19 protein-coding genes are annotated in these 19243 nt (G+C 66.0%); 9 read left to right on the forward strand and 10 right to left on the reverse strand.

Annotated elements, in window-relative coordinates:
- Positions 1-71: 71 nt before the first annotated feature.
- The 5 genes from N2603_RS10085 to N2603_RS10105 form a co-directional block, all read right to left on the reverse strand.
- Positions 72-488 (reverse strand): thioesterase family protein, encoded by a 417-nt coding sequence (locus tag N2603_RS10085; protein ID WP_260388604.1) that lies wholly within the window; start codon positions 486-488, stop codon positions 72-74.
- A complete protein-coding gene (locus N2603_RS10090; protein WP_260388605.1) occupies positions 475-3615 on the reverse strand; it encodes an efflux RND transporter permease subunit in 3141 nt (1046 codons plus the stop codon). The genes N2603_RS10085 and N2603_RS10090 overlap by 14 nt, the downstream gene beginning before the upstream one ends.
- Entirely contained in the window at positions 3612-4784 is a 1173-nt protein-coding gene (locus N2603_RS10095; protein WP_260388606.1) for an efflux RND transporter periplasmic adaptor subunit, read from the reverse strand. Before N2603_RS10095 ends, N2603_RS10090 begins: the two co-directional genes overlap by 4 nt.
- 19 nt (positions 4785-4803) lie before the next feature.
- Positions 4804-5331: a hypothetical protein gene (locus N2603_RS10100; RefSeq protein ID WP_260388607.1), complete on the reverse strand. Its 528-nt coding sequence runs from the start codon at positions 5329-5331 to the stop codon at positions 4804-4806.
- 111 nt (positions 5332-5442) lie between these two features.
- Positions 5443-5802 (reverse strand): hypothetical protein, encoded by a 360-nt coding sequence (locus tag N2603_RS10105; protein WP_260388608.1) that lies wholly within the window; start codon positions 5800-5802, stop codon positions 5443-5445.
- Between the two features lie 253 nt (positions 5803-6055).
- Between N2603_RS10105 and N2603_RS10110 the strand changes: the two genes are divergently transcribed.
- The 9 genes from N2603_RS10110 to N2603_RS10150 all read left to right on the forward strand — a co-directional run bounded on the left by N2603_RS10110 (position 6056) and on the right by N2603_RS10150 (position 13986).
- Positions 6056-6838 (forward strand): alpha/beta hydrolase, encoded by a 783-nt coding sequence (locus N2603_RS10110; protein ID WP_260388609.1) that lies wholly within the window; start codon positions 6056-6058, stop codon positions 6836-6838.
- A gap of 99 nt (positions 6839-6937) precedes the next feature.
- Positions 6938-8587, forward strand: a complete 1650-nt coding sequence (gene mdcA, locus N2603_RS10115; RefSeq protein WP_260388610.1) for a malonate decarboxylase subunit alpha — start codon at positions 6938-6940, stop codon at positions 8585-8587.
- Between the two features lie 9 nt (positions 8588-8596).
- Positions 8597-8914, forward strand: coding sequence for a malonate decarboxylase acyl carrier protein (gene mdcC / locus N2603_RS10120; RefSeq protein WP_260388611.1), 318 nt, complete (start codon positions 8597-8599; stop codon positions 8912-8914).
- The gene (locus tag N2603_RS10125) at positions 8911-9849 is read left to right on the forward strand and encodes a biotin-independent malonate decarboxylase subunit beta (RefSeq protein WP_260388612.1); all 939 of its coding nucleotides are present in this window, start codon (positions 8911-8913) and stop codon (positions 9847-9849) included. Before mdcC ends, N2603_RS10125 begins: the two co-directional genes overlap by 4 nt.
- Positions 9836-10558, forward strand: a complete 723-nt coding sequence (gene mdcE, locus N2603_RS10130) for a biotin-independent malonate decarboxylase subunit gamma (RefSeq protein ID WP_260388613.1) — start codon at positions 9836-9838, stop codon at positions 10556-10558. The genes N2603_RS10125 and mdcE overlap by 14 nt, the downstream gene beginning before the upstream one ends.
- Positions 10533-11213 carry a malonate decarboxylase holo-[acyl-carrier-protein] synthase gene (gene mdcG, locus N2603_RS10135; protein WP_260388614.1) on the forward strand — a complete coding sequence of 227 codons (681 nt, stop codon included), beginning with the start codon at positions 10533-10535 and terminating at the stop codon, positions 11211-11213. Before mdcE ends, mdcG begins: the two co-directional genes overlap by 26 nt.
- Positions 11210-12091 (forward strand): triphosphoribosyl-dephospho-CoA synthase MdcB, encoded by an 882-nt coding sequence (mdcB, locus tag N2603_RS10140; RefSeq protein WP_260388615.1) that lies wholly within the window; start codon positions 11210-11212, stop codon positions 12089-12091. Before mdcG ends, mdcB begins: the two co-directional genes overlap by 4 nt.
- A complete protein-coding gene (locus tag N2603_RS10145; protein WP_260388616.1) occupies positions 12088-13038 on the forward strand; it encodes an AEC family transporter in 951 nt (316 codons plus the stop codon). The genes mdcB and N2603_RS10145 overlap by 4 nt, the downstream gene beginning before the upstream one ends.
- A 9-nt stretch (positions 13039-13047) precedes the next feature.
- Positions 13048-13986 carry an acyltransferase domain-containing protein gene (locus tag N2603_RS10150; protein ID WP_260388617.1) on the forward strand — a complete coding sequence of 313 codons (939 nt, stop codon included), beginning with the start codon at positions 13048-13050 and terminating at the stop codon, positions 13984-13986.
- Between the two features lie 223 nt (positions 13987-14209).
- Here N2603_RS10150 and N2603_RS10155 read toward each other — a convergent pair whose 3' ends face one another.
- From N2603_RS10155 to N2603_RS10175, 5 genes are all read right to left on the reverse strand, one after another.
- Positions 14210-15226 (reverse strand): helix-turn-helix domain-containing protein, encoded by a 1017-nt coding sequence (locus tag N2603_RS10155; protein ID WP_260388618.1) that lies wholly within the window; start codon positions 15224-15226, stop codon positions 14210-14212.
- 275 nt (positions 15227-15501) lie between these two features.
- The gene (locus N2603_RS10160; protein WP_260388619.1) at positions 15502-16614 is read right to left on the reverse strand and encodes an HlyD family secretion protein; all 1113 of its coding nucleotides are present in this window, start codon (positions 16612-16614) and stop codon (positions 15502-15504) included.
- 13 nt (positions 16615-16627) lie between these two features.
- A complete protein-coding gene (locus N2603_RS10165; protein ID WP_260388620.1) occupies positions 16628-16831 on the reverse strand; it encodes a DUF1656 domain-containing protein in 204 nt (67 codons plus the stop codon).
- Positions 16828-18684: an FUSC family protein gene (locus N2603_RS10170; RefSeq protein WP_260388621.1), complete on the reverse strand. Its 1857-nt coding sequence runs from the start codon at positions 18682-18684 to the stop codon at positions 16828-16830. The genes N2603_RS10165 and N2603_RS10170 overlap by 4 nt, the downstream gene beginning before the upstream one ends.
- Positions 18685-18849: 165 nt before the next feature.
- Complete coding sequence (locus tag N2603_RS10175) at positions 18850-19233, reverse strand: response regulator transcription factor (RefSeq protein ID WP_260388622.1); 384 nt, start codon at positions 19231-19233, stop codon at positions 18850-18852.
- Positions 19234-19243 lie beyond the last annotated feature (10 nt).

Below are 19243 nucleotides of genomic sequence, written 5' to 3' on the forward strand. Positions count from 1 at the left end.
GGGGAGGTCTTTTGTGTTTTCGCAGGCACTTTGCCAAAACGCACGAAGCTGCCGCCGAGCCGCGTGCGACTTTAGGCTATCTCGGCCACGGATATTGTCACGCCGAACCGCCGCTCGAACTCGGCGAGATCGACGACGCCGCGGCGGTGGGTGCCGTCGCCGATCTTGCGGTCGCCGTCCCAGGCCTCGACCTCGAACAGGATGCTCCTCGACTCGACCGCGACGACCCGTGCCGTCGCGCGCACCGTACGGCCGACCGGCGTCGCCGCCAGATGGCGGATATTGACCATCATTCCGACGCTGACATGACCTGCAGGCAGCAACGGCTGAACCGCCGATCCCGCGGCCATCTCCATGTGCAGGATCATCATCGGCGTGCCGTAGACTGCAGGCATGCCCGGCACCGCATGGCCGACCGTCATCTCGCGCGTGACGGTCACCAGTTTTTCCGCCGTCATGCCGGTTGTCACTTTCTCAAGCGGATTCATGGCTCATTCCCGTCTCTGCCTCGGTCTTGGATGGGGTGGATGTTTCGGACCGAGGCTTGCGCCCGGTGAGCCAGTTGCTGAGCCGGTCGAGATAGAGATAGACGACAGGCGTGGTGTACAGCGTCAGGATCTGCGACAGCATCAGGCCGCCGACGATGGTATAGCCGAGCGGCTGGCGCAGCTCCGCACCGGTGCCGGAGCCGATCATCAGCGGCACGCCGCCAAGCAGTGCCGCCATCGTGGTCATCAGGATCGGCCGGAAACGAAGCGTGCAGGCCTGGTAGATCGCCTCCTCGGGGCTCAGCCCATTCTGGCGTTCCACCTCGAGGGCGAAGTCGACCAGCATGATGCCGTTCTTCTTCACGATGCCGATCAGGAGGATGATGCCGATGATCGCGATGACGCTGAGATCCATGTGGACCGCGAGCAGCAGCAACAGCGCGCCGATGCCGGCCGACGGCAGCGTCGACAGGATCGTAATGGGGTGGATCAGGCTCTCATAGAGCACACCAAGGATAATGTAGATCACGATCAGCGCCGCCCCGATCAGGAGCGGCGTGCCCGACAGGGAGGACTGGAACGCCTGGGCGTTGCCCTGGAACGAGGTCGACAGCGAGGCGGGCTTGCCGGTGTCCTTCTCGATCTTCTGGATCGCCGTCACCGCATCGCCCAGCGCGACGCCCGGCTTCAGGTTGAACGAGATCGTCACCGAGGGAAACAGGCTCTGGTGATTGATCAGGATCGGCGCGGGCTTGATGACGCTGTGGACCAGCGTGCTGAGCGGGACCTGCTGGCCGGAGGCCGAGTTCAGATAGATGTCCTTGAGCGCTTCGGGCCCGTACTGGAAGCGTGGATCGACCTCCATCACGACATGGTACTGGTTCAGCGAAGTGAACATGGTCGAGACGATGCGCTGGCCAAAGGCGTCGTCGAGCGCGTTGTCGATCGTCGTGGGCAGGATGCCGAAGCTGGAGGCGACCTCGCGATCGACGGTGACCTCCAGCCGCGGACCGGCATTGGCCTGATCGCTCGCGACATCGGTGATGGCGTCGAGGGCGCGGAGCTTCTCCAGGAAGATCGCCGACCAGTGGGTGAGCTCGTTGGAATCGGCATCCGTCAGCGTGTACTGGTACTGCGTCTTCGAGAGCCGTGCCCCGATCGTGATGTCCTGCGCGGCCTGCATGTAGAGCCTGATGCCCTGGATGTGGGCGAGCTGGGGGCCCAGGCGGTTGATGATCTGGTCCGCACTGGCCCGGCGTTCGGGCTTCGGTTTCAGGACGATGAAGATGCGGCCCTGGTTGAGCGTCGCCGTCGGGCCGCCGGGGCCGATATAGCTTGCCACCGATTGAATTGCCGGATCCTTCAGGAGGATGTTGACGATCGCCTGCTGGCGTTCGGACATCGCGGGGAAGGAGATGTCCTGGGCGGCCTCGGTGATGCCGACGATCTGTCCGGTGTCCTGCTGCGGGAAGAAACCCTTCGGAATGATCACGTAGAGATAGCCGGTCAGCGCGATGGTGGAGAGCATCACGAGCAGCGTGACGAAGCGATGGCGCAGCACGACGCGCAAGCCCCGCGCGTAGAGCGCGAGCAGCGCATCGAAGCCGCGTTCGAACAGCAGATAGATCCGGCCGTGCTTCTTTCGCGATTCGTCCTTCAACAGACGCGCACACATCATCGGCGTCAGGGTGAGCGAGATGACGAGCGAGAGCAGCAGCGAGGTGGTGATGGTGACGGCGAATTCCTGGAACAGCTTGCCGACATAGCCGCCCATCAGGAACAGCGGGATGAACACCGCGATCAGCGACAGCGTGATCGAGACGATCGTGAAGCCGATCTCGGCGGAGCCCTTGAGCGCCGCCTCCAGCGGCGTCATGCCCTGCTCGAGATGGCGCACGATGTTCTCGATGACCACGACGGCATCGTCCACCACGAAGCCGACCGCGATCGACAAGGCCATCAGCGAGAGGTTGTCGAGACTGTAGCCGAGCACATAAAGCACCGCGAACGTCCCGATCAGCGCCAGCGGAACCGTGATCGCCGGGATGACGGTGGCCCAGAAATTCCGCAGGAACAGGAAGATGACCATCACCACCAGGGCGACCGTGAGCATCAGCGTGAACTGAACGTCGGAGACCGCGGCGCGGATGGTGGCGGTGCGATCGGCCGCGATCGTCACCTTGATCGCCGGCGGAACGGAGGCCTGCAGCTGCGGCAGCAGCTTCTTGATGCGGTCGACCGTCTCGATGACGTTGGCGCCGGGAACGCGCTGGACGGCGAGGATGATGGCGGGATCCTTGCCGTACCAGCCGGCCAGGAGGTCGTTTTCGGGCGCCTCGATCGCCGTGCCGACGTCGCGGATCCGCACCGGCGAGCCGTTGCGATAGGCGATGATGAGGTCTTCGTAGGCGGAAGGCTTCAGCAGCTGGTCGTTGGTGTTCAGCGTGTAGGTGACACGCGGGCTGTTGAGCGTGCCCTTGGGCAGGTCGACATTGGCGCCGGCGATGACGGTGCGGACGTCTTCGAGGCCGATGCCGCGGGCGGCGAGCGCCTGCGGATTGACGCGAACGCGGATCGCGGGCTTCTGCTGGCCGCCGATGCCGACGAGGCCGACGCCAGGCACCTGCGAGATCTTCGGCAGCAGGATGTTTTCGGCATAGGCGTCCACCGTCGTCAGCGGCAACGAGTCCGACGTCAGCGCGATCAGCATGATCGGCGTCTCCGCCGGATTCACCTTCCTGATCGTCGGCGGGTAGGGGATGTTCGGTGGCAGGAAGGGGCTGGCGGCGTTGATCGCGGCCAGCACGTCCACCGCCGCGCTGTCCACGGTGCGCGACAGCTCGAACTGCACCGTGAGCTGGGCGACGCCGAGCGCACTGGACGAGGTGAGCTGGGTGATGCCCGGAATCTGGCTGAGCTGCTGCTCGAGCGGCGTTGCGAGGGATGAGGCGATGGTGCCGGGATCGGCGCCGGGCAATTGCGCCGAGATCTGGATCGTCGGGTAATTGACGTTCGGCAGCGCTCCGACCGGCAGCAGCGGATAGGCCGCAAGGCCGAGCAGCAGCAGGCCGGCCATCAGCAGCGCGGTTGCAATCGGTCGCAGGATGAAGGGCGCGGAGAGGTTCATGGAAGCGCGTCCTGCACGGCGCTCTGCAGGTCGGCTTCGCGCGCAGCTTTGCCATGCAACTCCCGGACGCGGCTACCTTCCGTCAGCCGATACTGGCCGTCGACCACGACGACGTCGCCCGACTTCAGCCCCTGGTCGATCAGCGCCTGGCCGTCGCTGATCTGCGCGACGTGGACGGGACGCAAGGCCGCGGTCTGGTCGGGAGATACGACATAGACATAGCTGCCGTTCGGCCCCTGCTGCACGGCCGAGCCGGCGACAGTGAGCGCGTTCTTCTGAACCTCGAGCAGCAGGCGCGCGTTCACCAGCTGGCCCGGCCACAGCCGATGCTCGTGGTTCGGAAACACCGCCTTGAGCTGGACGGTGCCGGTCGTGCCCGCGATCTCGTTGTTGACCAGCAGCAGCGTGCCCTCGTCGAGCTTCATCTTGTTGTCCTGGCTGTAGGCGATGACCTTCAGCTCTCCCTTTGCGGCGTGCTGCTGGATCACGGGCAGGTCGGTCTGCGGCAGGGTGAACAGCAGCGAGATCGGCTCGATCTGCGTGACGACGACGAGACCGTTGGGATCGGTCGGATGAATGACGTTGCCGACGTCGATCTGGCGAACGCCGGTGATGCCTGGAATCGCCGATGTCAGGCGCGTGTAGCTGAGCTGGACGTTGGCCTCGTCGATCTGGGCCTGGTCCGCCTTCACTGCGGCCTTGAGCTGCGCCACCTGCGCCGTCTGCGTCTCGATCAGTTGCGGGGTCGCATAGCCCTTGTCGCCGAGCTGGTTGTAGCGTGCGAGATTGGCCTCGGCATTGGCGAGCTGCGCCTGGTCCCTGTCGCGATTGGCGGTCAGCTGCTCGATCTGTGCTTCGTAAGGGCGCGGGTCGATCTGGGCGAGCAGGTCGCCGGACTTGACCGTCTGTCCTTCGGTGAAGGCGATCTTGACGATCTGTCCCTGAATCTGGCTGCGCACGACGTCGGTGTTGTAGGCGATCACCGTGCCGATGCCGCGCAGATAGATCGGGACGTCCTTGCCGGAGACGGTGGCGGCGACCACCGGCACGACGACGGGCACCGGCGCGGCGGCGACCGCCGGCTTCTGGTCGCGGCTGAAGAACCAGAGAGTTCCGCCGATCAGGATCGCGGCGAGAGCGACGAGTGCAAGGGTGAGGTTCCGCTTCACAATGATGTCCTTGTTGATCTCAGGGATTGCCGGAGCTGTTACCTGACGTCGTGCCGCCCATGGACGTGGGGCCGGGCACCGGCACGGATGGACTGATTCCGGCACCGCCGAGCTCGGTGGACCCGAGCGGAATCCCGACGCGTCCGATCGTCGATGTCTGGGGAGGCAGGGCCGACGGCGTCGTCGTGCCGCTCTGGCACGCGAGCGACGAGCTTCCGGAGAGCCCGCCGCCGTCGAACGGGGCGCCTGACGATCCGGCATTGCCCGATGGCGCGCAGTTCGTCATGCCCAGCGAAGGATTGATCGGGGATATGCCGGGCGTTGCGATTTCGGTCGAGCCGAGTGGAATGCCTTCAGGCCGCGTCGCGCCGAGGTTGAGCGGCGAGGTCGCGGACATGCCGACGGAGGGCGGCGTCGTCGGCAGCGTCATTTGCGCATCTGCCGCAGCCGGCATCAGCCATATCAGGCCAGTTGCGAGCGCCGCGCGCAGATGCATCGATGCGAGCCGGCGGCATCCGAACCTGTTCGATGAGGGCTGTTCTCGCATGGGCTGCTCCGGAGTCTTTCATTTGCGCGGGACGATAGGGAGCGGCCGGCGACCCGGTATTTCCTGAAAGCACGTCCCGCTGTCTCACCGCACGATCGGGAAGCATCTCCCTCATTGTGACTGCTTTTGCAGCAGCAGCGTTGCCTCGGACAGCTCCCGGCGGCACCTGGCGATGTCTCTGGAGCGGTCCGCGGCACGCGCACGATCGAGCGCATCGAGCGCGAGCCGAAGCTGCGCTCCGCTCGCGCCCTCAGCCTCCGCCAGCGATCGCGGCGTGGGCTGATGACTGCGCAGCGCACTGAGGCTCTCCGGGCCCCAGCCATGCGCGCCGGCATTCTTCTCGATGGCGGCGTCCAGCTTTGCCTGGACATGTCCGATTGAAGCCTCGCAGGACGCTGCATGAACCGGAGAGGCCGCATCCACGAGGATTATCATGGCAGCTGCAATCGGGATGAGTGAATTCGATGTCATTGTCGATCCTCTCGTGTCGATGGTTGAACGTCGGTCTCGAATGACAGAACCGATACGAGCCGTCTTTCGCTTACGAACGTCAGCCGCCCTGCACGCGCGCGAGGTCGTGCCATCAGAGAAACCGGACTTGAGCGGGATCCGAGCCGCGGCGGACTTGCCGGCGTGCGAAGTGGCAAGCGCCGTTGTTTGCCGAAATACGCAAGGGAGCGACGAACCTAGTGTCGCGTCATTCCAACCCCGGAGTGATCCCGACATGAAACCCCTCAACGCTGGCCTCGCCCTCGCTGCCGCCCTCTCCCTGTTCGCGACCGTCCCGGCGCGCGCGGAACCCCCGAAGAACATCGTCCTGGTGCACGGAGCCTGGGTCGATGCGTCGGGCTGGAAGCCGGTCTACGAGATCCTGACCAAGGAAGGCTTCCGCGTGACGATGGTGCAGGAGCCCGAAACCTCGTTCGCCGACGACGTCACCGCGGCGAAGCGGATTCTCGATCTCCAGGACGGCCCGACGCTCCTCGTCGGTCACAGCTATGGCGGCTCGATCATCACCGAGGCCGGCGTCCATCCCAACGTCGTCGGCCTCGTCTACGTCGCCGCACACGCGCCCGACGTCGGCGAGGATGAATCGGCGCTGGGCAAGAAGACGCCGAGCGTGCTCGGCAAGACCGAGGGCGTCATCAAGGTCACGCCCGACAAGTTCACCTATCTCGATCCCGTGCAGTTCCCGAAACTGTTCGCGCCCGATCTGCCGCGCGAGCGGGCCGAGTTCGTTGCGCGCTCCCAGGTCCTGGCGGCGACCCAGGTGTTCAGCACGCCGCTGACCGCGGCTGCGTGGAAGACCAAGCCGAGCTGGGGCATCGTTGCCGGCAGCGACCAGATCATCAATCCGGATCTCGAGCGCTGGTACTACGAGCGCGCCAAGAGCCAGACCACCGTGATCCCCGGCGCCAGCCACTCCGTCTACGAGTCGCATCCGAAGGAAGTGGCTGCCGTCATCACTCGCGCTGCACGCAGCATCGATCAACCGGCCACGCGCTGACGATGTGTTTTTGCCGGTCCTGACGCACGGCCGGCAGAAGGAAGGACGGCGGGAGAGACAGCACTCCCGCCGGTCCGACTGTCCCATCAGGAGGATTCCGTGAGCACCAACTGGCAGAACAACCGCGCCGCGCGCGATGCGCGCATCGCGGCCGGCGCGGGGTTTGCGCGCGGCAAGGTCGTGGAGGCGAGCGACGCCACGCGCCTGCTGGAGGCCGTGATCAGGTCAGGCGACCGGGTTTGCCTCGAGGGTGACAACCAGAAGCAGGCCGATCTGCTCAGCCGCGCGCTTCTCGCCGTCGATCTCGCGAGGGTCAACGATCTGCACATGGTGCAGTCGGGCGTCGTTCTTCCCGAGCATCTTGACCTGTTCGACCGCGGCGTCGCCAGGCGCCTCGACTATGCCTATTCCGGGCCGCAATCGGCGCGCATCGCCCGCATGCTGTTCGGCGGCAAGATCGAGCTCGGCGCGGTTCACACCTATCTCGAATTGTTCGCCCGCTATTTCATCGACCTGACGCCGCAGGTCGCGTTGATCGCCGCCGTCAGCGCCGACCGCGAAGGCAATCTCTACACTGGACCCAACACCGAGGACACGCCGACCGTGGTGGAGGCGACCGCCTTCAAGGACGGCATCGTGATCGCGCAGGTCAACGAGATCGTCGAGACGGTGCCGCGTGTCGACATCCCGGCGGACCGCGTCCACTTCATCGTCAAGTCCGACAAACCGTTCTTCGTCGAGCCGCTGTTCACGCGCGATCCGGCCGCGATCACCGAGGGACAGATCCTGACCGCGATGCTCGCGATCAAGGGCATCTACGCGCCCTATGGCGTGCAGCGGCTCAATCACGGCATCGGCTTCAGCACGGCCGCGATCGAGCTCCTGCTGCCGACCTTCGGCGAGCGCCTTGGGCTGAAGGGTAGCATCGCAACCCATTTTGCGCTGAACCCGCATCCCGCGCTGATTCCGGCGATCGAGTCCGGCTGGGTGCGGCAGATCCACTCGTTCGGCTCGGAGGTCGGCATGGATGACTACATCCGCGCCCGGTCCGACGTGTATTTCACCGGTCCTGACGGCTCGCTGCGCTCCAATCGCGCCTTCTGCCAGACCGCCGGCCTCTATGCCTGCGACATGTTCATCGGCTCCACGTTGCAGATCGATCTGCAGGGAAATTCGTCGACCGTCACCACCTCGCGCATTGCGGGCTTCGGCGGTGCGCCGAACATGGGCGCGGATGCCCGCGGCCGCCGTCATCCGAGCGAGCCCTGGCTCAAAGCCGGAGCCGAGGCCGACCCCGATGGCGCGGCCCTGATGCGCCGCGGCCGCAAGCTGGTTGTGCAGATCGGCGAGACGTTCGGGGACAAGAACGTGCCGCTGTTCGTCGAGAAGCTCGACGCCATCGAGCTCGCGGAGAAGCTGAACCTCGAGCTCGCGCCGATCATGATCTATGGCGATGACGTCACGCACATCGTCACCGAGGAGGGCGTGGCCAACCTTCTGCTATGCCGTACCGCGCAGGAGCGCGAGCAGGCCATCCGCGGTGTCGCGGGCTATACCGATGTCGGCCGCGGACGGGATCGCAACATGGTCGCGCAGTTGCGCGAGCGCGGGGTGATCCGCCGCCCGGAGGATCTCGGCATCAATCCGCTCGATGCGGATCGCAGCCTGCTGGCGGCGCGCTCGATCAAGGATCTTGTGCGCTGGTCGGGCGGCCTCTACGCGCCGCCGTCGAAATTCAGGAACTGGTGAGGACGGGCCATGGAAGATCTCAGGTTTCAGCACAGGGTTCGCGCACGGGCCGGCGGCATCAGGAAGAGCGCGATCGTCGGCGTGGTCGCTTCGGGCAATCTCGAAGTGCTGGTGGAGCGCGTGCTGCCCGATGCGGAATGCGCCCTCGACATCAAGACCGCAGCGACTGGCTTCGGCGAGGTGTGGACCGCCGTGATCGGCGATTTCGTCGAGCGCTATTCGCCCGGCGGCTTAAGATTCTCGATCAACGACGGCGGCGCGCGCCCCGATACGGTCTCGCTGCGGCTGGCGCAGGCAGTGCGATTGATCGCGGAGAACGGCCAATGACCGCGCCGCTCAAGGACATCACCCCGGCCGAACGCGCCCGCGGCACCAGCTTCTACGAGGCATCGGCCCGGACGCGGCTGGAGCTGCTGCTCGATGCCGGCAGCTTCGTCGAGTTCATCGAGCCGGAGCAGCGCGAGGTCAGTCCGCACCTGAAGATATTCGATCTTCCCGAGCAGTTCGACGACGGCATCGTCGTCGGTCACGGCCGCCTCGACGGTTCGCCGGTGTTCGTTGCCGCGCAGGAGGGCCGCTTCATGGGCGGCGCCTTTGGCGAGGTGCACGGCGCCAAGCTGACCGGGCTGCTCCGCGCGGCGCGCCAGATCGGCTCGATCCCCGTCCTGATCCTGTTCGACACCGGCGGCGTCCGGTTGCAGGAAGCCAATGCCGGCGAGCTCGCCATCGCCGAGATCATGCGGGCGGTGATGGAGGCGCGCAATGCCGGCGTGAAGGTGATCGGCCTGATCGGCGGCAGGTCCGGATGCTATGGCGGCGGTGGCTTGATCGCAGGCTGCTGCTCCGCGCTTGCCGTCTCGGAGCCCGGGCGCATCGCGGTATCGGGCCCCGAGGTGATCGAGACCAATCGCGGCGTCGAGGAGTTCGACTCCCGCGACCGCGCGCTGGTCTGGCGCACCATGGGCGGCAAGCATCGCCGCCTGCTCGGCGCTGCCGACGTCTTTGCCGATGACAATGTGCAGGATTTCCGCGAGGCCGCGCTGGAGCTGCTGGGTGTGGTCGGACCTTTCGGTCTCGACAGCCTGAAGGCCGAGCAGGAGCGGCTTGCCGACCGGTTGCGCCGCTTCGGCGCCTGCGAGGATGCCGTCGACATCTGGACGACGGAAGGCATCGCACATGCTGAAACGGTTCCGGAGCTGCCGGCCGATCAGTTCATTGCGCTTGCTGACAGGATCGGGAGGACCAGCCGTGACGCTCGATGATATCATCACTTCGCTGTTCCCTGACGGCCATGAGGTCCGGAACGACAAAGGGGTCCTTCTCGGCTCGGCGACGTTGCGATCCGGCGACACAATGCTCGTCCTCGGTGTCGCTGATAGGACCGCGCTGGGTGTCGACGAGGCAATCAGATTGTCCGGTCATGTGCTCCGGTCGATCGGCCGGGACAGCGGTCCGATCCTGGTGCTCGTCGACAGCGACAGCCAGCGCATGAGCAAGCGCGATGAGCTGCTCGGGCTGAACGAATTCCTCGCGCATCTCGCCAAGGTATTGATCCACGCGGACATGAACGGCCGGCCGACGATCGGCCTTCTCTACGGTCATTCGGCGGCGGGCGCGCTGCTTGCGACGGGCCTTGCAACGCGCGTGCTGATCGGATTGCCGGGGGCGGCCCCTGCGGTGATGGACCTGCCGTCGATGGCGAAGGTCACCAAGCTGTCGATGGAAGCGCTGGAGGAGAAGGCGAAGTCGACGCCGGTGTTCGCTCCGGGACTGTCCAATCTCGCGCAGATGGGCGCGGTTCACATGACATGGAGCCATGCCACCTCCCTCGCCGATCAGCTGGAGGCGCTGCTGGCCGATATGCCGGCCGCGCGGGACCGGCGGGATGCGCTCGGCAAGGCGCGTGGCGGCCGACTCAAGACTGCCGAGATCGCGGAGCGTGTTCGTGACCTCGCCCTGCAAGCACGCTGAGCGTCCACCGGGTCGTCACGACCTCGTCTTCGTCAGCCCGGCAGGGTGGCGCACGATGCTGGACGCACGCGGCGATCTCGCAACCGATGCGCTGGTCGCGCGCTGGCCCAAAATGCGATGGCCGACCATCAGGCGCCGCGCCTTGCCAGGCGAGACAAAGGGGCTCGCTTTAGGCTTGCCCCTGCCGCCCTCGGCCGGCAAGAAGCGGATCTCCCTCCTGGTTGATAACGACCACGTCACCTCCGTCGAGCGGCCGCCATTGCTGCGGCAGGCGCGGGCTTACGCTCCGCGCAACTGGTGGCCGACGCTCGACCGGCTCGACGCGCTGGCGCGACGCGATGCGGTGGATGCGCGCGCCTTCGGCAGCCTGGCCTGGCAGTCGCTGACCGGGCTCGACTACGTGACCACTCGTTCCGATCTCGATGTCCTGTTCGAGTTTCGAACCGAGACCGACATCGATCGCCTCGTCGCCGATGTCGCCGCGATCGAGGCCGATGTGCCGATGCGGCTTGATGGTGAGCTGATGGGGGCCGACGGCGCCGCGGTCAACTGGCGCGAGTTTCACGGCGGCGCGAGCGAGCTTCTGGTCAAGAGCATCGACAGCGTTGGGCTGCTCGGCAGGCATCAGTTCATTTCGGGAGCGATGGCATCATGATCACCACAGCCGCGAGAGGTGTGGAACGGACGGAGTTGCGCCGAGCGCAGATCGCGCCCGATGTCTCCGCGATCGGCGCTGTCGCCTCGGACTGCCTCGTCAAGGAGCTGGAAACCTGGCCGAAGCCGGGGCTGGTAAGCCACGTCGACAACGGCAGTCACGATGACATGGATGCGGGCACGTTTCGCCGCAGCGCTGTGGCGATCAGGCCTTATCTGCAACGCCTGGCCGATGCGGGCGCGCTTGGCTGCGGCATGGGCCGGCTGCGGATCATCGGCCTCGAGGCGGAGCGCGCCATGTTCGCGGCAACGTCGGGGGTCAACACGCATCGTGGCGCGATCTTCGGGCTCGGCCTGCTGTGCGCGGCGGCCGGCGCGAGAGCCGGTGGATTGGCCGATCCCCGGCTTCCGCTTGGCGATGTCGTGACGCGCCTGTGGGGCGACAGCATCCTCGACGGTCCGGTGCTGCTGCACAGCCATGGCAGCGCGGCCCGCCGCCGCTTTCGCGCCGGCGGTGCGCGTATCGAGGCTGCGTCAGGATTTCCGAGTATCTACAGAATCGGCTTGCCCGCCTTGCGGAGGGCAATGTCTGTCGTGCCGCAAGACACGGAAGCCGCACGGGTCGAGGCGTGCTTCGCCCTGATCGCAACCGTCGAAGACACCAACCTCCTGCATCGCGGCGGGCTCGATGGCCTTCGCTTTGCGCATGACGCCGCGCGTCGCTTCATTGCTTCGGGCGGCGCCTGCGCGCCCGGCTGGCGCGCACGGGCGCAATCGATCCACGAGAGCTTCGTCGCCCGCCGTCTCAGTCCGGGCGGATCGGCCGATCTGCTTGCCATGACGCTCTTCGTCGACGCCCATGAGAGGCCGACCTCATGACGTCGAATGTCATCCTGATGGCGCTGGTGCCGGTCTTCTTCGTCCTGCTGCTGGGGTACGGCGCCGGCAGATTTCGCATCGTCGACAACGGTCACGTCGAAGGTCTCAACGCGCTTGTGATGGATTTCGCCCTGCCGGCCTCGCTGTTCGCCGCAACCGCATCGGCCCCGCGCGATGGGATCACCGGGCAGGCTCCGGTCTTCCTGGTGTTCGGCGTGACGATGCTGGTCATCTATGCCGGCTGGTACTGGTTCGAGCGCAGCTTCTTTGCGGTGACGAGGTCCGACGCATCGGTGCAGGCTCTGACGGTCGGCTTTCCAAATCTTGCCGGCGTTGGTCTCCCGATCCTGTCGACCGTACTCGGGCCGACAGGCGTCGTCCCGGTCGCCGTTGCGCTCGCAACCGGCTCGATCCTTGTCAGCCCCTTGACCCTCGTGATCGTCGAGATGAGCGCCGCCAAGACCCGCGGCGCCGATGCGCCGTCGCATCCGGTCCTGATGGCGGTGCGGCGCGCGCTCATCAAGCCGGTGGTGTGGGCGCCGGCGCTCGGCGTCGTGCTGTCGTTGTCCGGCATGAATCTCGATCCACTTGTCCATGCCTGTCTCACCCTGATCGGGAGCGCGGCTGCAGGCGTTGCGCTGTTCCTGACCGGCCTCGTTCTGTCTGCCCAGTCGCTCCGCCTGAATTGGAGAGTGGTTGCCGCAACGGGAGCTGCTGACGTCTTGCGTCCGCTGGTGGCGGTCGGCATCGTCTACGGCTTGCACCTTCCGCCCGATGCCGCGAAGACGGCGATTCTGCTCGCGGCGTTGCCGTCGGGCTTCTTCGGCATTCTGTTTGCCGTCAACTACCGGCTGGACTCCGCGACGATCGGCTCCATGGTCATCGCCAGCACTGGTTTCAGCATCGTGACCCTCGCGATTGCGATCGCGATGCTCTCTCCCCATTAGGCCGCAGCCATGACACTCGCGATCCTGTGCTCGGGACAAGGCAGGCAGCACCGGGAGATGTTCGCCCTCACCGGCGATGCGCCGGAAGCTGAGCGCCTGTTTGCGCACGCGGCGACATTGCTCGGTGGCGGGGATCCGCGCGAATTCGTGCGCCGCGAACCCGACGAGGCCCTGCACCGCAATCGCGCCGGCCAGATTCTGTGTACTTTGCAGGCGCTCGCAGCGATGGCCGCACTCGGCGATGCCATTCCGCGCGGCGCGATCATTGCCGGCTACAGTGTCGGCGAGGTCGCGGCCTGGGGCGTCGGCGGCCTGTTCGACGCGATCCTCACGCTCGACCTCGTCGCGCGCCGGGCTGAGGCCATGGATGCGGCGACGCATGCCGGCGATGGGCTGATCTTCGTCCGCGGCCTTACGCGAGAGCAGGCCGGTCGCCTTTGCGGGCGCCACGGTGCAGCGATCGCCATCGTCAATCCGGGCGATGCCTTTGTCATCGGTGGTGGCCGGGAGGCATTGAACCAGATCGCCGCAGACGCGGGGGCAATGCACGGCGCAAGGATCGTCGCTTTGCCGGTCGAGGTTGCCTCCCACACCCAGCGTCTAGCCGGCGCATCCGTCGCATTTCGCGAGACCTTAAATATGGCGCCGGTGTCGTTCCCGTCGCGGAACGGTGCGCGCATTCTGAGCGGAATCGATGCCGCTCCGGTCGTCTCGCGCGAAACCGGTCTCGACAAGCTCGCCGCGCAGATCTCGCAAACCGTGCAATGGGCCGATTGCCTGCAAGCCTGTGTCGAGGCGGGTGCGACGGGTTTCTTGGAGCTCGGCCCGGGACATGCACTGAGCGGCATGGCCGCGGAAATCGCCCCCACGCTTCCAGCGCGCTCGCTGGACGATTTCCGAAGTCTTCAGGGCGTCCGCAGCTGGCTCATGCGCCACCTCAGCTCCTAGAGCCGGCAAGTCCCGAAGCGATGATACGGTCGATCGCGTCGTGGCTGTCGAAAAAAAGGGGGCCGTCCTTTGGGGGAGGACGGCCCCTAAAATGCTCGTTGCCCAGGGAGGAGGAAGGCTCGAGCCGTGACTTGGGGGTCTTAAGTCACGTAACACGCACATCATCGCCGATCCCGCAGCCGGCGTATTTCACGAACCCCTGCTGTTTCTCATTTCGCATGATTCACGAGAGGTCCACGCCCAGCACGCGCGACATGGCCTTGTGCGCCGACGCGGGATCGCTGTCCGAGCGGCTGGACGAAGCGGACGCGTTCCGCACGGCGCTCCGCCAGCGCGCGGGCGTGTCACCCGTCATGCGCTTGAACACGGTCGAGAAGTGCGCCTGCGTGCAGAAGCCGACGGCCAGCGCCACCTCGGCCAAAGGCGTGTCCGAGCTCGATAGCATCGATTTGGCGCGTTCGACGCGCTCGTGCAGCAGGTACTCCCGCGGTCGGTAGCCCGTAGCGACACGAAACTGGGCCGCGAAGTGCATGCGGGACAGTCCCGCGACCTTGGCCAATTGGGACAGGCTGATGCAGCGCTCGAAATGTGCCCCGACATACTCCTCGACGCGCCGCAGCCGCCATTTCGCCAGCGCGTTGACTTTCGTGTGCGGACGCTCGTGCCGGGCAACGTGCATGGCCAGCGTCCGGCCGATGCAGCGGGCAAATTCGCGGTCGGCCAGATGGCCATGTTCGGTGAGCGCCTTCGCGAGCTGCTCGGCGAAGGGGTCGCGGAGCAGAAGGAGGTCGTTGAAAATCTCGGACGAGGCGGGAACCGCGCCGGGGCGCGGGCATGGAAAATAGACGCTGGCGGCGGGGTGGAAATGCAGGAAATCGTACGGCGCGGAGAACAACGCGCAGAGCTGCTGCGACGGCGCGCCGACATAGAGCGTGCCTGCCGGCATGATGCCGTCGAAGATGGTGCGACGGCCTCTGCTCAATTTGAGGGGGGTCGTCTTCAAGGCGATGGCGAGGAAGTATCGGTCGCAAGGCGTCGTCGCTTCTTCCTGCCTTATGTCTGCTTGCGTGCAGACCCAGCGCGAGATCGTGATGTCCTCTGGCGGCGTGCCGGCGTGTTGGCCGGGCTGACGCCATCTTCGCTCGCACGGAATTGCGCGTGCCCCGAGCGGGGAATCGGGTTCATGACGGTTGGGTTGAGAGGGCGACCAGGCGCCGGCCGCTTGCAGATCAGTGAACATCGTTCGTCCCGTGTCCTGGATTCTGCTGCCGCTGTCGGCTCGCAGAATGCAATTGGCTCATGCTCGAACGATAAGTCTGAAGCTGTCGCAAGGCTCGTTACGGATGCTTAAAGGGTGTTAGATGTTGCAAGTGCGCAGACTGCGACCGGGTGTCGCAAATGCTTCAATTGGATCAAAGCGATCAAGCACTTGGGACGAGCGCCCGGTGTTAGCGGGCGACGCGAACCGAAGAGACGCGAGGTGCGTCTCGCCCAATGTCAGGTGGCTCGTCAGCCTCAGGGCAGGCGCGGCGAGGCGTCGATGCCGGGCGTGAGGCCGGGTGCGATCTTCTCCGCCGGCGGAACCGCAGGTTCGCGTGTGTAGGGAAGCGTTTCAATCTCGGGGCGCTGCTGCGATGTCGTCTGCAGGCAATCGGGGCGGGGCGGACGTCCAGCGCCGAACAGATCGAAGACGGGATCGACGAAGCTCGCGCGGAACCGGTCGAACGAGGTTTGTCCGGCGCCCTCGGACGGCTGCCGGATCGTCACCGTCGCTGTCATGCCGGAGACGAGCGGCACATCCGGCGGCACCGTGTCGATGGCGAGGCGAACCGGTACACGCTGTGCCAGCCGCACCCAGGTGTAGATCGGATCGACGTTGGGCAGGCCTTGCGTGCCTACGGCCGCGTTCGACACGCTGATGCCGCGCGTCACGGTCTTCACATGCCCGAGGATCGGCCTGGGATAGCCGACCAGATGCGCTTCGGCACGATCGCCGACGCAGACCCGCGCCATCTTGGTCTCCTCGAAATAACCGTCGATCCAGAAGCTGTTGGAGTCGATGACGGAAATGTTGCTGACGCCGGTGACGGCGTAGTCGCCCGCACGCAGCAGCAGATTGGTGACGTAGCCGTCGACCGGACTGATCACGCTGGTGCGCTTCAGGTTCAGCTCTGCCTGCGCGAGCTGGTGCGCCGCCGACTCGTAGGCAGCCTTCGCCTGCGCCGCATTGCCGGCATAGATCTGCTGCTCTTCGGGTGTCGTCGCAAGGTCGGACAGATGCTGGCGCCGCTCGTACTCGGCCTGCTTCACCACGAGGTCCGCGGCCCGCTGGTCCATCAGCGCCTTGTCGACGCGGACGGCGACCTCGAAGTCGAAGGGATCGATCACGTAGAGGACGTCGCCTTTGTGGACGAACTGGTTGTCGGCCACCCTCAGCTCCACGATCTTGCCCGCAACCTGCGGCGCGACGTTGGCGACCTGGACACGGACACTGCCGTTCCGCGTCCAGGGCGCGGTGACGTAGTACTGCCAGGTCGCAACCGCGATCAGGACCGCGACCAGTGCGATGCCGAGGGTCGCAAGATGCTTGCCGGCATCGCGGACGAAACGGACCACCGCGACGTCCATGACTCATTTCTCCCTAGAAGAACATTGCGAGCAGGCCGAACATCGCAATGTAGAGACTGAGCTCGGCCAGCGAGGGGTTGCTGAACAATCTTGCGAATCCGACCAAGCGCAGCAGCGGACGGAGCAGCAGGAACGCAAGCAGCGCGATTGCCGCATAGGTGACGATGGGGGCGATGAGCACGCCGCCGACGACCAGCTCCCGATAGGTGTTCGTCATGGCCGTTCGCCCCGGTTTTCAGGCTGTGACGGTGCGAATGCGCCGCTCGCTGCGATCAGGATGGCGATGGCCGAATTGGCGGACAGGTTGCTTCGCACCGCCGCCTCGCGGAGCACGTCGGCAGAAGCGAGGATGGCGCCGCCGTTCCGCTGCGCGAGGGCCTCTCGCGCGTCCTGAGCCGCTTCGGCGAGCGGCCCCAGTCGCAGCCGGTCCAGTTCGGCGCGGCAGCGCCGCAGGGCTTCGGCCTGGCCGAAACAGCGCATCGCCTTGGCCGTGATCTGACCATCGAGAGGCAAGGCGCCGTTCGCGGTCAGGATCTGTTCGATCCGGGCCGCGTCGCGAAACGCGGCTTCTTCCGGCGCGAGGTGTCGGGTTCGTCCGCGATCGAGATGGTCCAGCTCGCGCCTGGCCTCTCCCAGCAGCAGCCGAACCCGCCGGTCGCCGGACAGGGGAGGCAGCAGCATCTGCGCCGCGAACACGAGCACCGCCGACAGGCAGGCAAAGAGGCTCGTCACCAGGAACACCTCGGGATCGTAGCTCTGCGGATTGGTCGGTACGAGGACGGCGATCGTGAACACCAGGACGAGACGGCCGAGCGACGACAGCGTCGGGTTCGGCAATGAGATCAGCAACGCGAGGCCGATGACGACGGGCGCAAGACCGATCGCCAGCAATTGAAATTCGGACACGCCGTTGAAGACGAGGTATTTCAGCATGCCGGCCAGCGCGCAGGCGATCGGCATCGCCGTCAACGTCACCAGCGTGAAGCTGCGTGGCGCTGGCGTCGTCGAGCCAAGACCGATGATCACCGCCACGAGCGAGAGGCAGAGCTCGGTGCTCGGCCAGCCTGTCAGCACGAAGAAGACCGCGATCAGCGTGAACGAGATCGCGGCCCGCGCGCCGGTTTCCGCCGCGATGCGGCGCGAGCGATAGAGCGGGGCGCGCCATGCATGGGACGGCCGCGTCCCTTCACGCAGCGCGTCGAGGCTGCTGCGGACCTGCGCGTTCTTTCGGCCGATCTCGGTCTGGAGCCAGGATCGGGACATCGCCATCAGTCCGGCTGTATCCGGGGTGGCGGCGGGGAGCGCTGCGAGCATGCGGCCGAGCGAGAGCGCGCTGACGAGGTCGACCAGCGCGGCGCGCGCAGCTTCGGTCCTTGCCGTGCCGATGCTGGATTCCGTCGCAAGGCTGGCGATCTCCGGACGCAGTGCCGCGATGTCATGCAACAGGCTCGCCGCAGCCGGCGCGGAGGCGCGCTCGGCGCCTTGTGCGAGGTCCGCGGCCCGGTGGTACAGCGCCTCGATGCGGCTTGCCAGCACCGGATGGTAGTTCGGCGCGGCCAAAAACTCGTTCACAAGCGCCACTGCAAGGACGCCGATGCCGATGGCGGCGCCGCGTGCGACGCCGGCCGGGAACACCTGGAGCGGCGTGTCGATCTGCTGGATATCGACCAGGGCGACGGTGATGCAGCAGAGCGCCGCTGCATAGGCGCGATTGCCGTCCAGCATCCCGGCGACATAGACGCAGAGCCCGACCCAGATGCCGAGCACCGCGAGCAGGAGACCGTCGGTCTGGGAAAACAGGCCCGCGATTGCGATCGATGCGGCAACGCCGATGGCGGTTGCGAGCAGCCGGTAGCCGGCCTTCTCCATGCCCTGACCGCGTGTCGGCAATGCAAGGACGGCCACGGTGAGGGCGGACGACGACGGCGAGTCGAGTTCGAGCCAGAAACTGACATAGAGCGCGAGCAGCATCGCCAGCCAGACGCGCAACGCGAAGGCCCAGGAGCTCGCCGGAACGCCGGCGAAGACCAGCGGGCGCGGCGCGGCAGCACTGGTGGCGTTCACTGGCATGTTTCCCCATCCGCTTCGGCAGAGCGTGCCCGCCCTGCCGATATCGACAATATCGACGGCGACTATGAGGTTGGCCGGGCCTGCCGGTATTTCCGGTCCACCAACCCGGTTGCCAGAATGCACGCTTGGGGGACGAGGGTGCCGCGCGAGCGAGGGACGGATGGATTACGGCGCTGCGCCGTAGCCTGCCAGCGCGTTCTCGAGACAGCGGATGATCTCGTCGCCGCTGGAAGGCTTGCCGAGAAAGCAATGCGCGCCGGCGGCCATCACGCGCTGACGCACGGCTTCGCTTGGAAATGCGGTCATGAAGATGATCGGGAAGCGGCGGCCGGACGCGATCAATTGCGCCTGCAATTCATCGCCGGTGATCACAGGCATCTGGATGTCGGCGATCATGCATGCCGGATCGTCTCCCGGTGCATGCCGCAGGAAGTCGACGCCGGACTCGTAGGCATCGGCCTCGTAGCCAAGCGAGCGAACCAGGCTCGCAAGCGAAGTGCGAACGCCCTCATCGTCGTCCACAATCGCAATCACGGGGGTTTTGGCCATTCGCGCACAA

Origin of the sequence: Bradyrhizobium huanghuaihaiense (assembly GCF_025200885.1) — a bacterium.
In the GTDB taxonomy this organism is placed as follows: domain Bacteria; phylum Pseudomonadota; class Alphaproteobacteria; order Rhizobiales; family Xanthobacteraceae; genus Bradyrhizobium; species Bradyrhizobium huanghuaihaiense.

What these genes read in the sequence shown, in the direction of transcription:
- N2603_RS10085 (WP_260388604.1), bottom strand. Translation starts at nt 488, where the DNA reads ATGAATCCGCTTGAGAAAGTGACAACCGGCATGACGGCGGAAAAACTG.
- N2603_RS10090 (WP_260388605.1), bottom strand. Translation starts at nt 3,615, where the DNA reads ATGAACCTCTCCGCGCCCTTCATCCTGCGACCGATTGCAACCGCGCTG.
- N2603_RS10100 (WP_260388607.1), bottom strand. Translation starts at nt 5,331, where the DNA reads ATGCGAGAACAGCCCTCATCGAACAGGTTCGGATGCCGCCGGCTCGCA.
- N2603_RS10105 (WP_260388608.1), bottom strand. Translation starts at nt 5,802, where the DNA reads ATGACATCGAATTCACTCATCCCGATTGCAGCTGCCATGATAATCCTC.
- N2603_RS10110 (WP_260388609.1), top strand. Translation starts at nt 6,056, where the DNA reads ATGAAACCCCTCAACGCTGGCCTCGCCCTCGCTGCCGCCCTCTCCCTG.
- mdcC (WP_260388611.1), top strand. Translation starts at nt 8,597, where the DNA reads ATGGAAGATCTCAGGTTTCAGCACAGGGTTCGCGCACGGGCCGGCGGC.
- N2603_RS10125 (WP_260388612.1), top strand. Translation starts at nt 8,911, where the DNA reads ATGACCGCGCCGCTCAAGGACATCACCCCGGCCGAACGCGCCCGCGGC.
- mdcB (WP_260388615.1), top strand. Translation starts at nt 11,210, where the DNA reads ATGATCACCACAGCCGCGAGAGGTGTGGAACGGACGGAGTTGCGCCGA.
- N2603_RS10145 (WP_260388616.1), top strand. Translation starts at nt 12,088, where the DNA reads ATGACGTCGAATGTCATCCTGATGGCGCTGGTGCCGGTCTTCTTCGTC.
- N2603_RS10150 (WP_260388617.1), top strand. Translation starts at nt 13,048, where the DNA reads ATGACACTCGCGATCCTGTGCTCGGGACAAGGCAGGCAGCACCGGGAG.
- N2603_RS10155 (WP_260388618.1), bottom strand. Translation starts at nt 15,226, where the DNA reads ATGTTCACTGATCTGCAAGCGGCCGGCGCCTGGTCGCCCTCTCAACCC.
- N2603_RS10160 (WP_260388619.1), bottom strand. Translation starts at nt 16,614, where the DNA reads ATGGACGTCGCGGTGGTCCGTTTCGTCCGCGATGCCGGCAAGCATCTT.
- N2603_RS10165 (WP_260388620.1), bottom strand. Translation starts at nt 16,831, where the DNA reads ATGACGAACACCTATCGGGAGCTGGTCGTCGGCGGCGTGCTCATCGCC.
- N2603_RS10170 (WP_260388621.1), bottom strand. Translation starts at nt 18,684, where the DNA reads ATGCCAGTGAACGCCACCAGTGCTGCCGCGCCGCGCCCGCTGGTCTTC.
- N2603_RS10175 (WP_260388622.1), bottom strand. Translation starts at nt 19,233, where the DNA reads ATGGCCAAAACCCCCGTGATTGCGATTGTGGACGACGATGAGGGCGTT.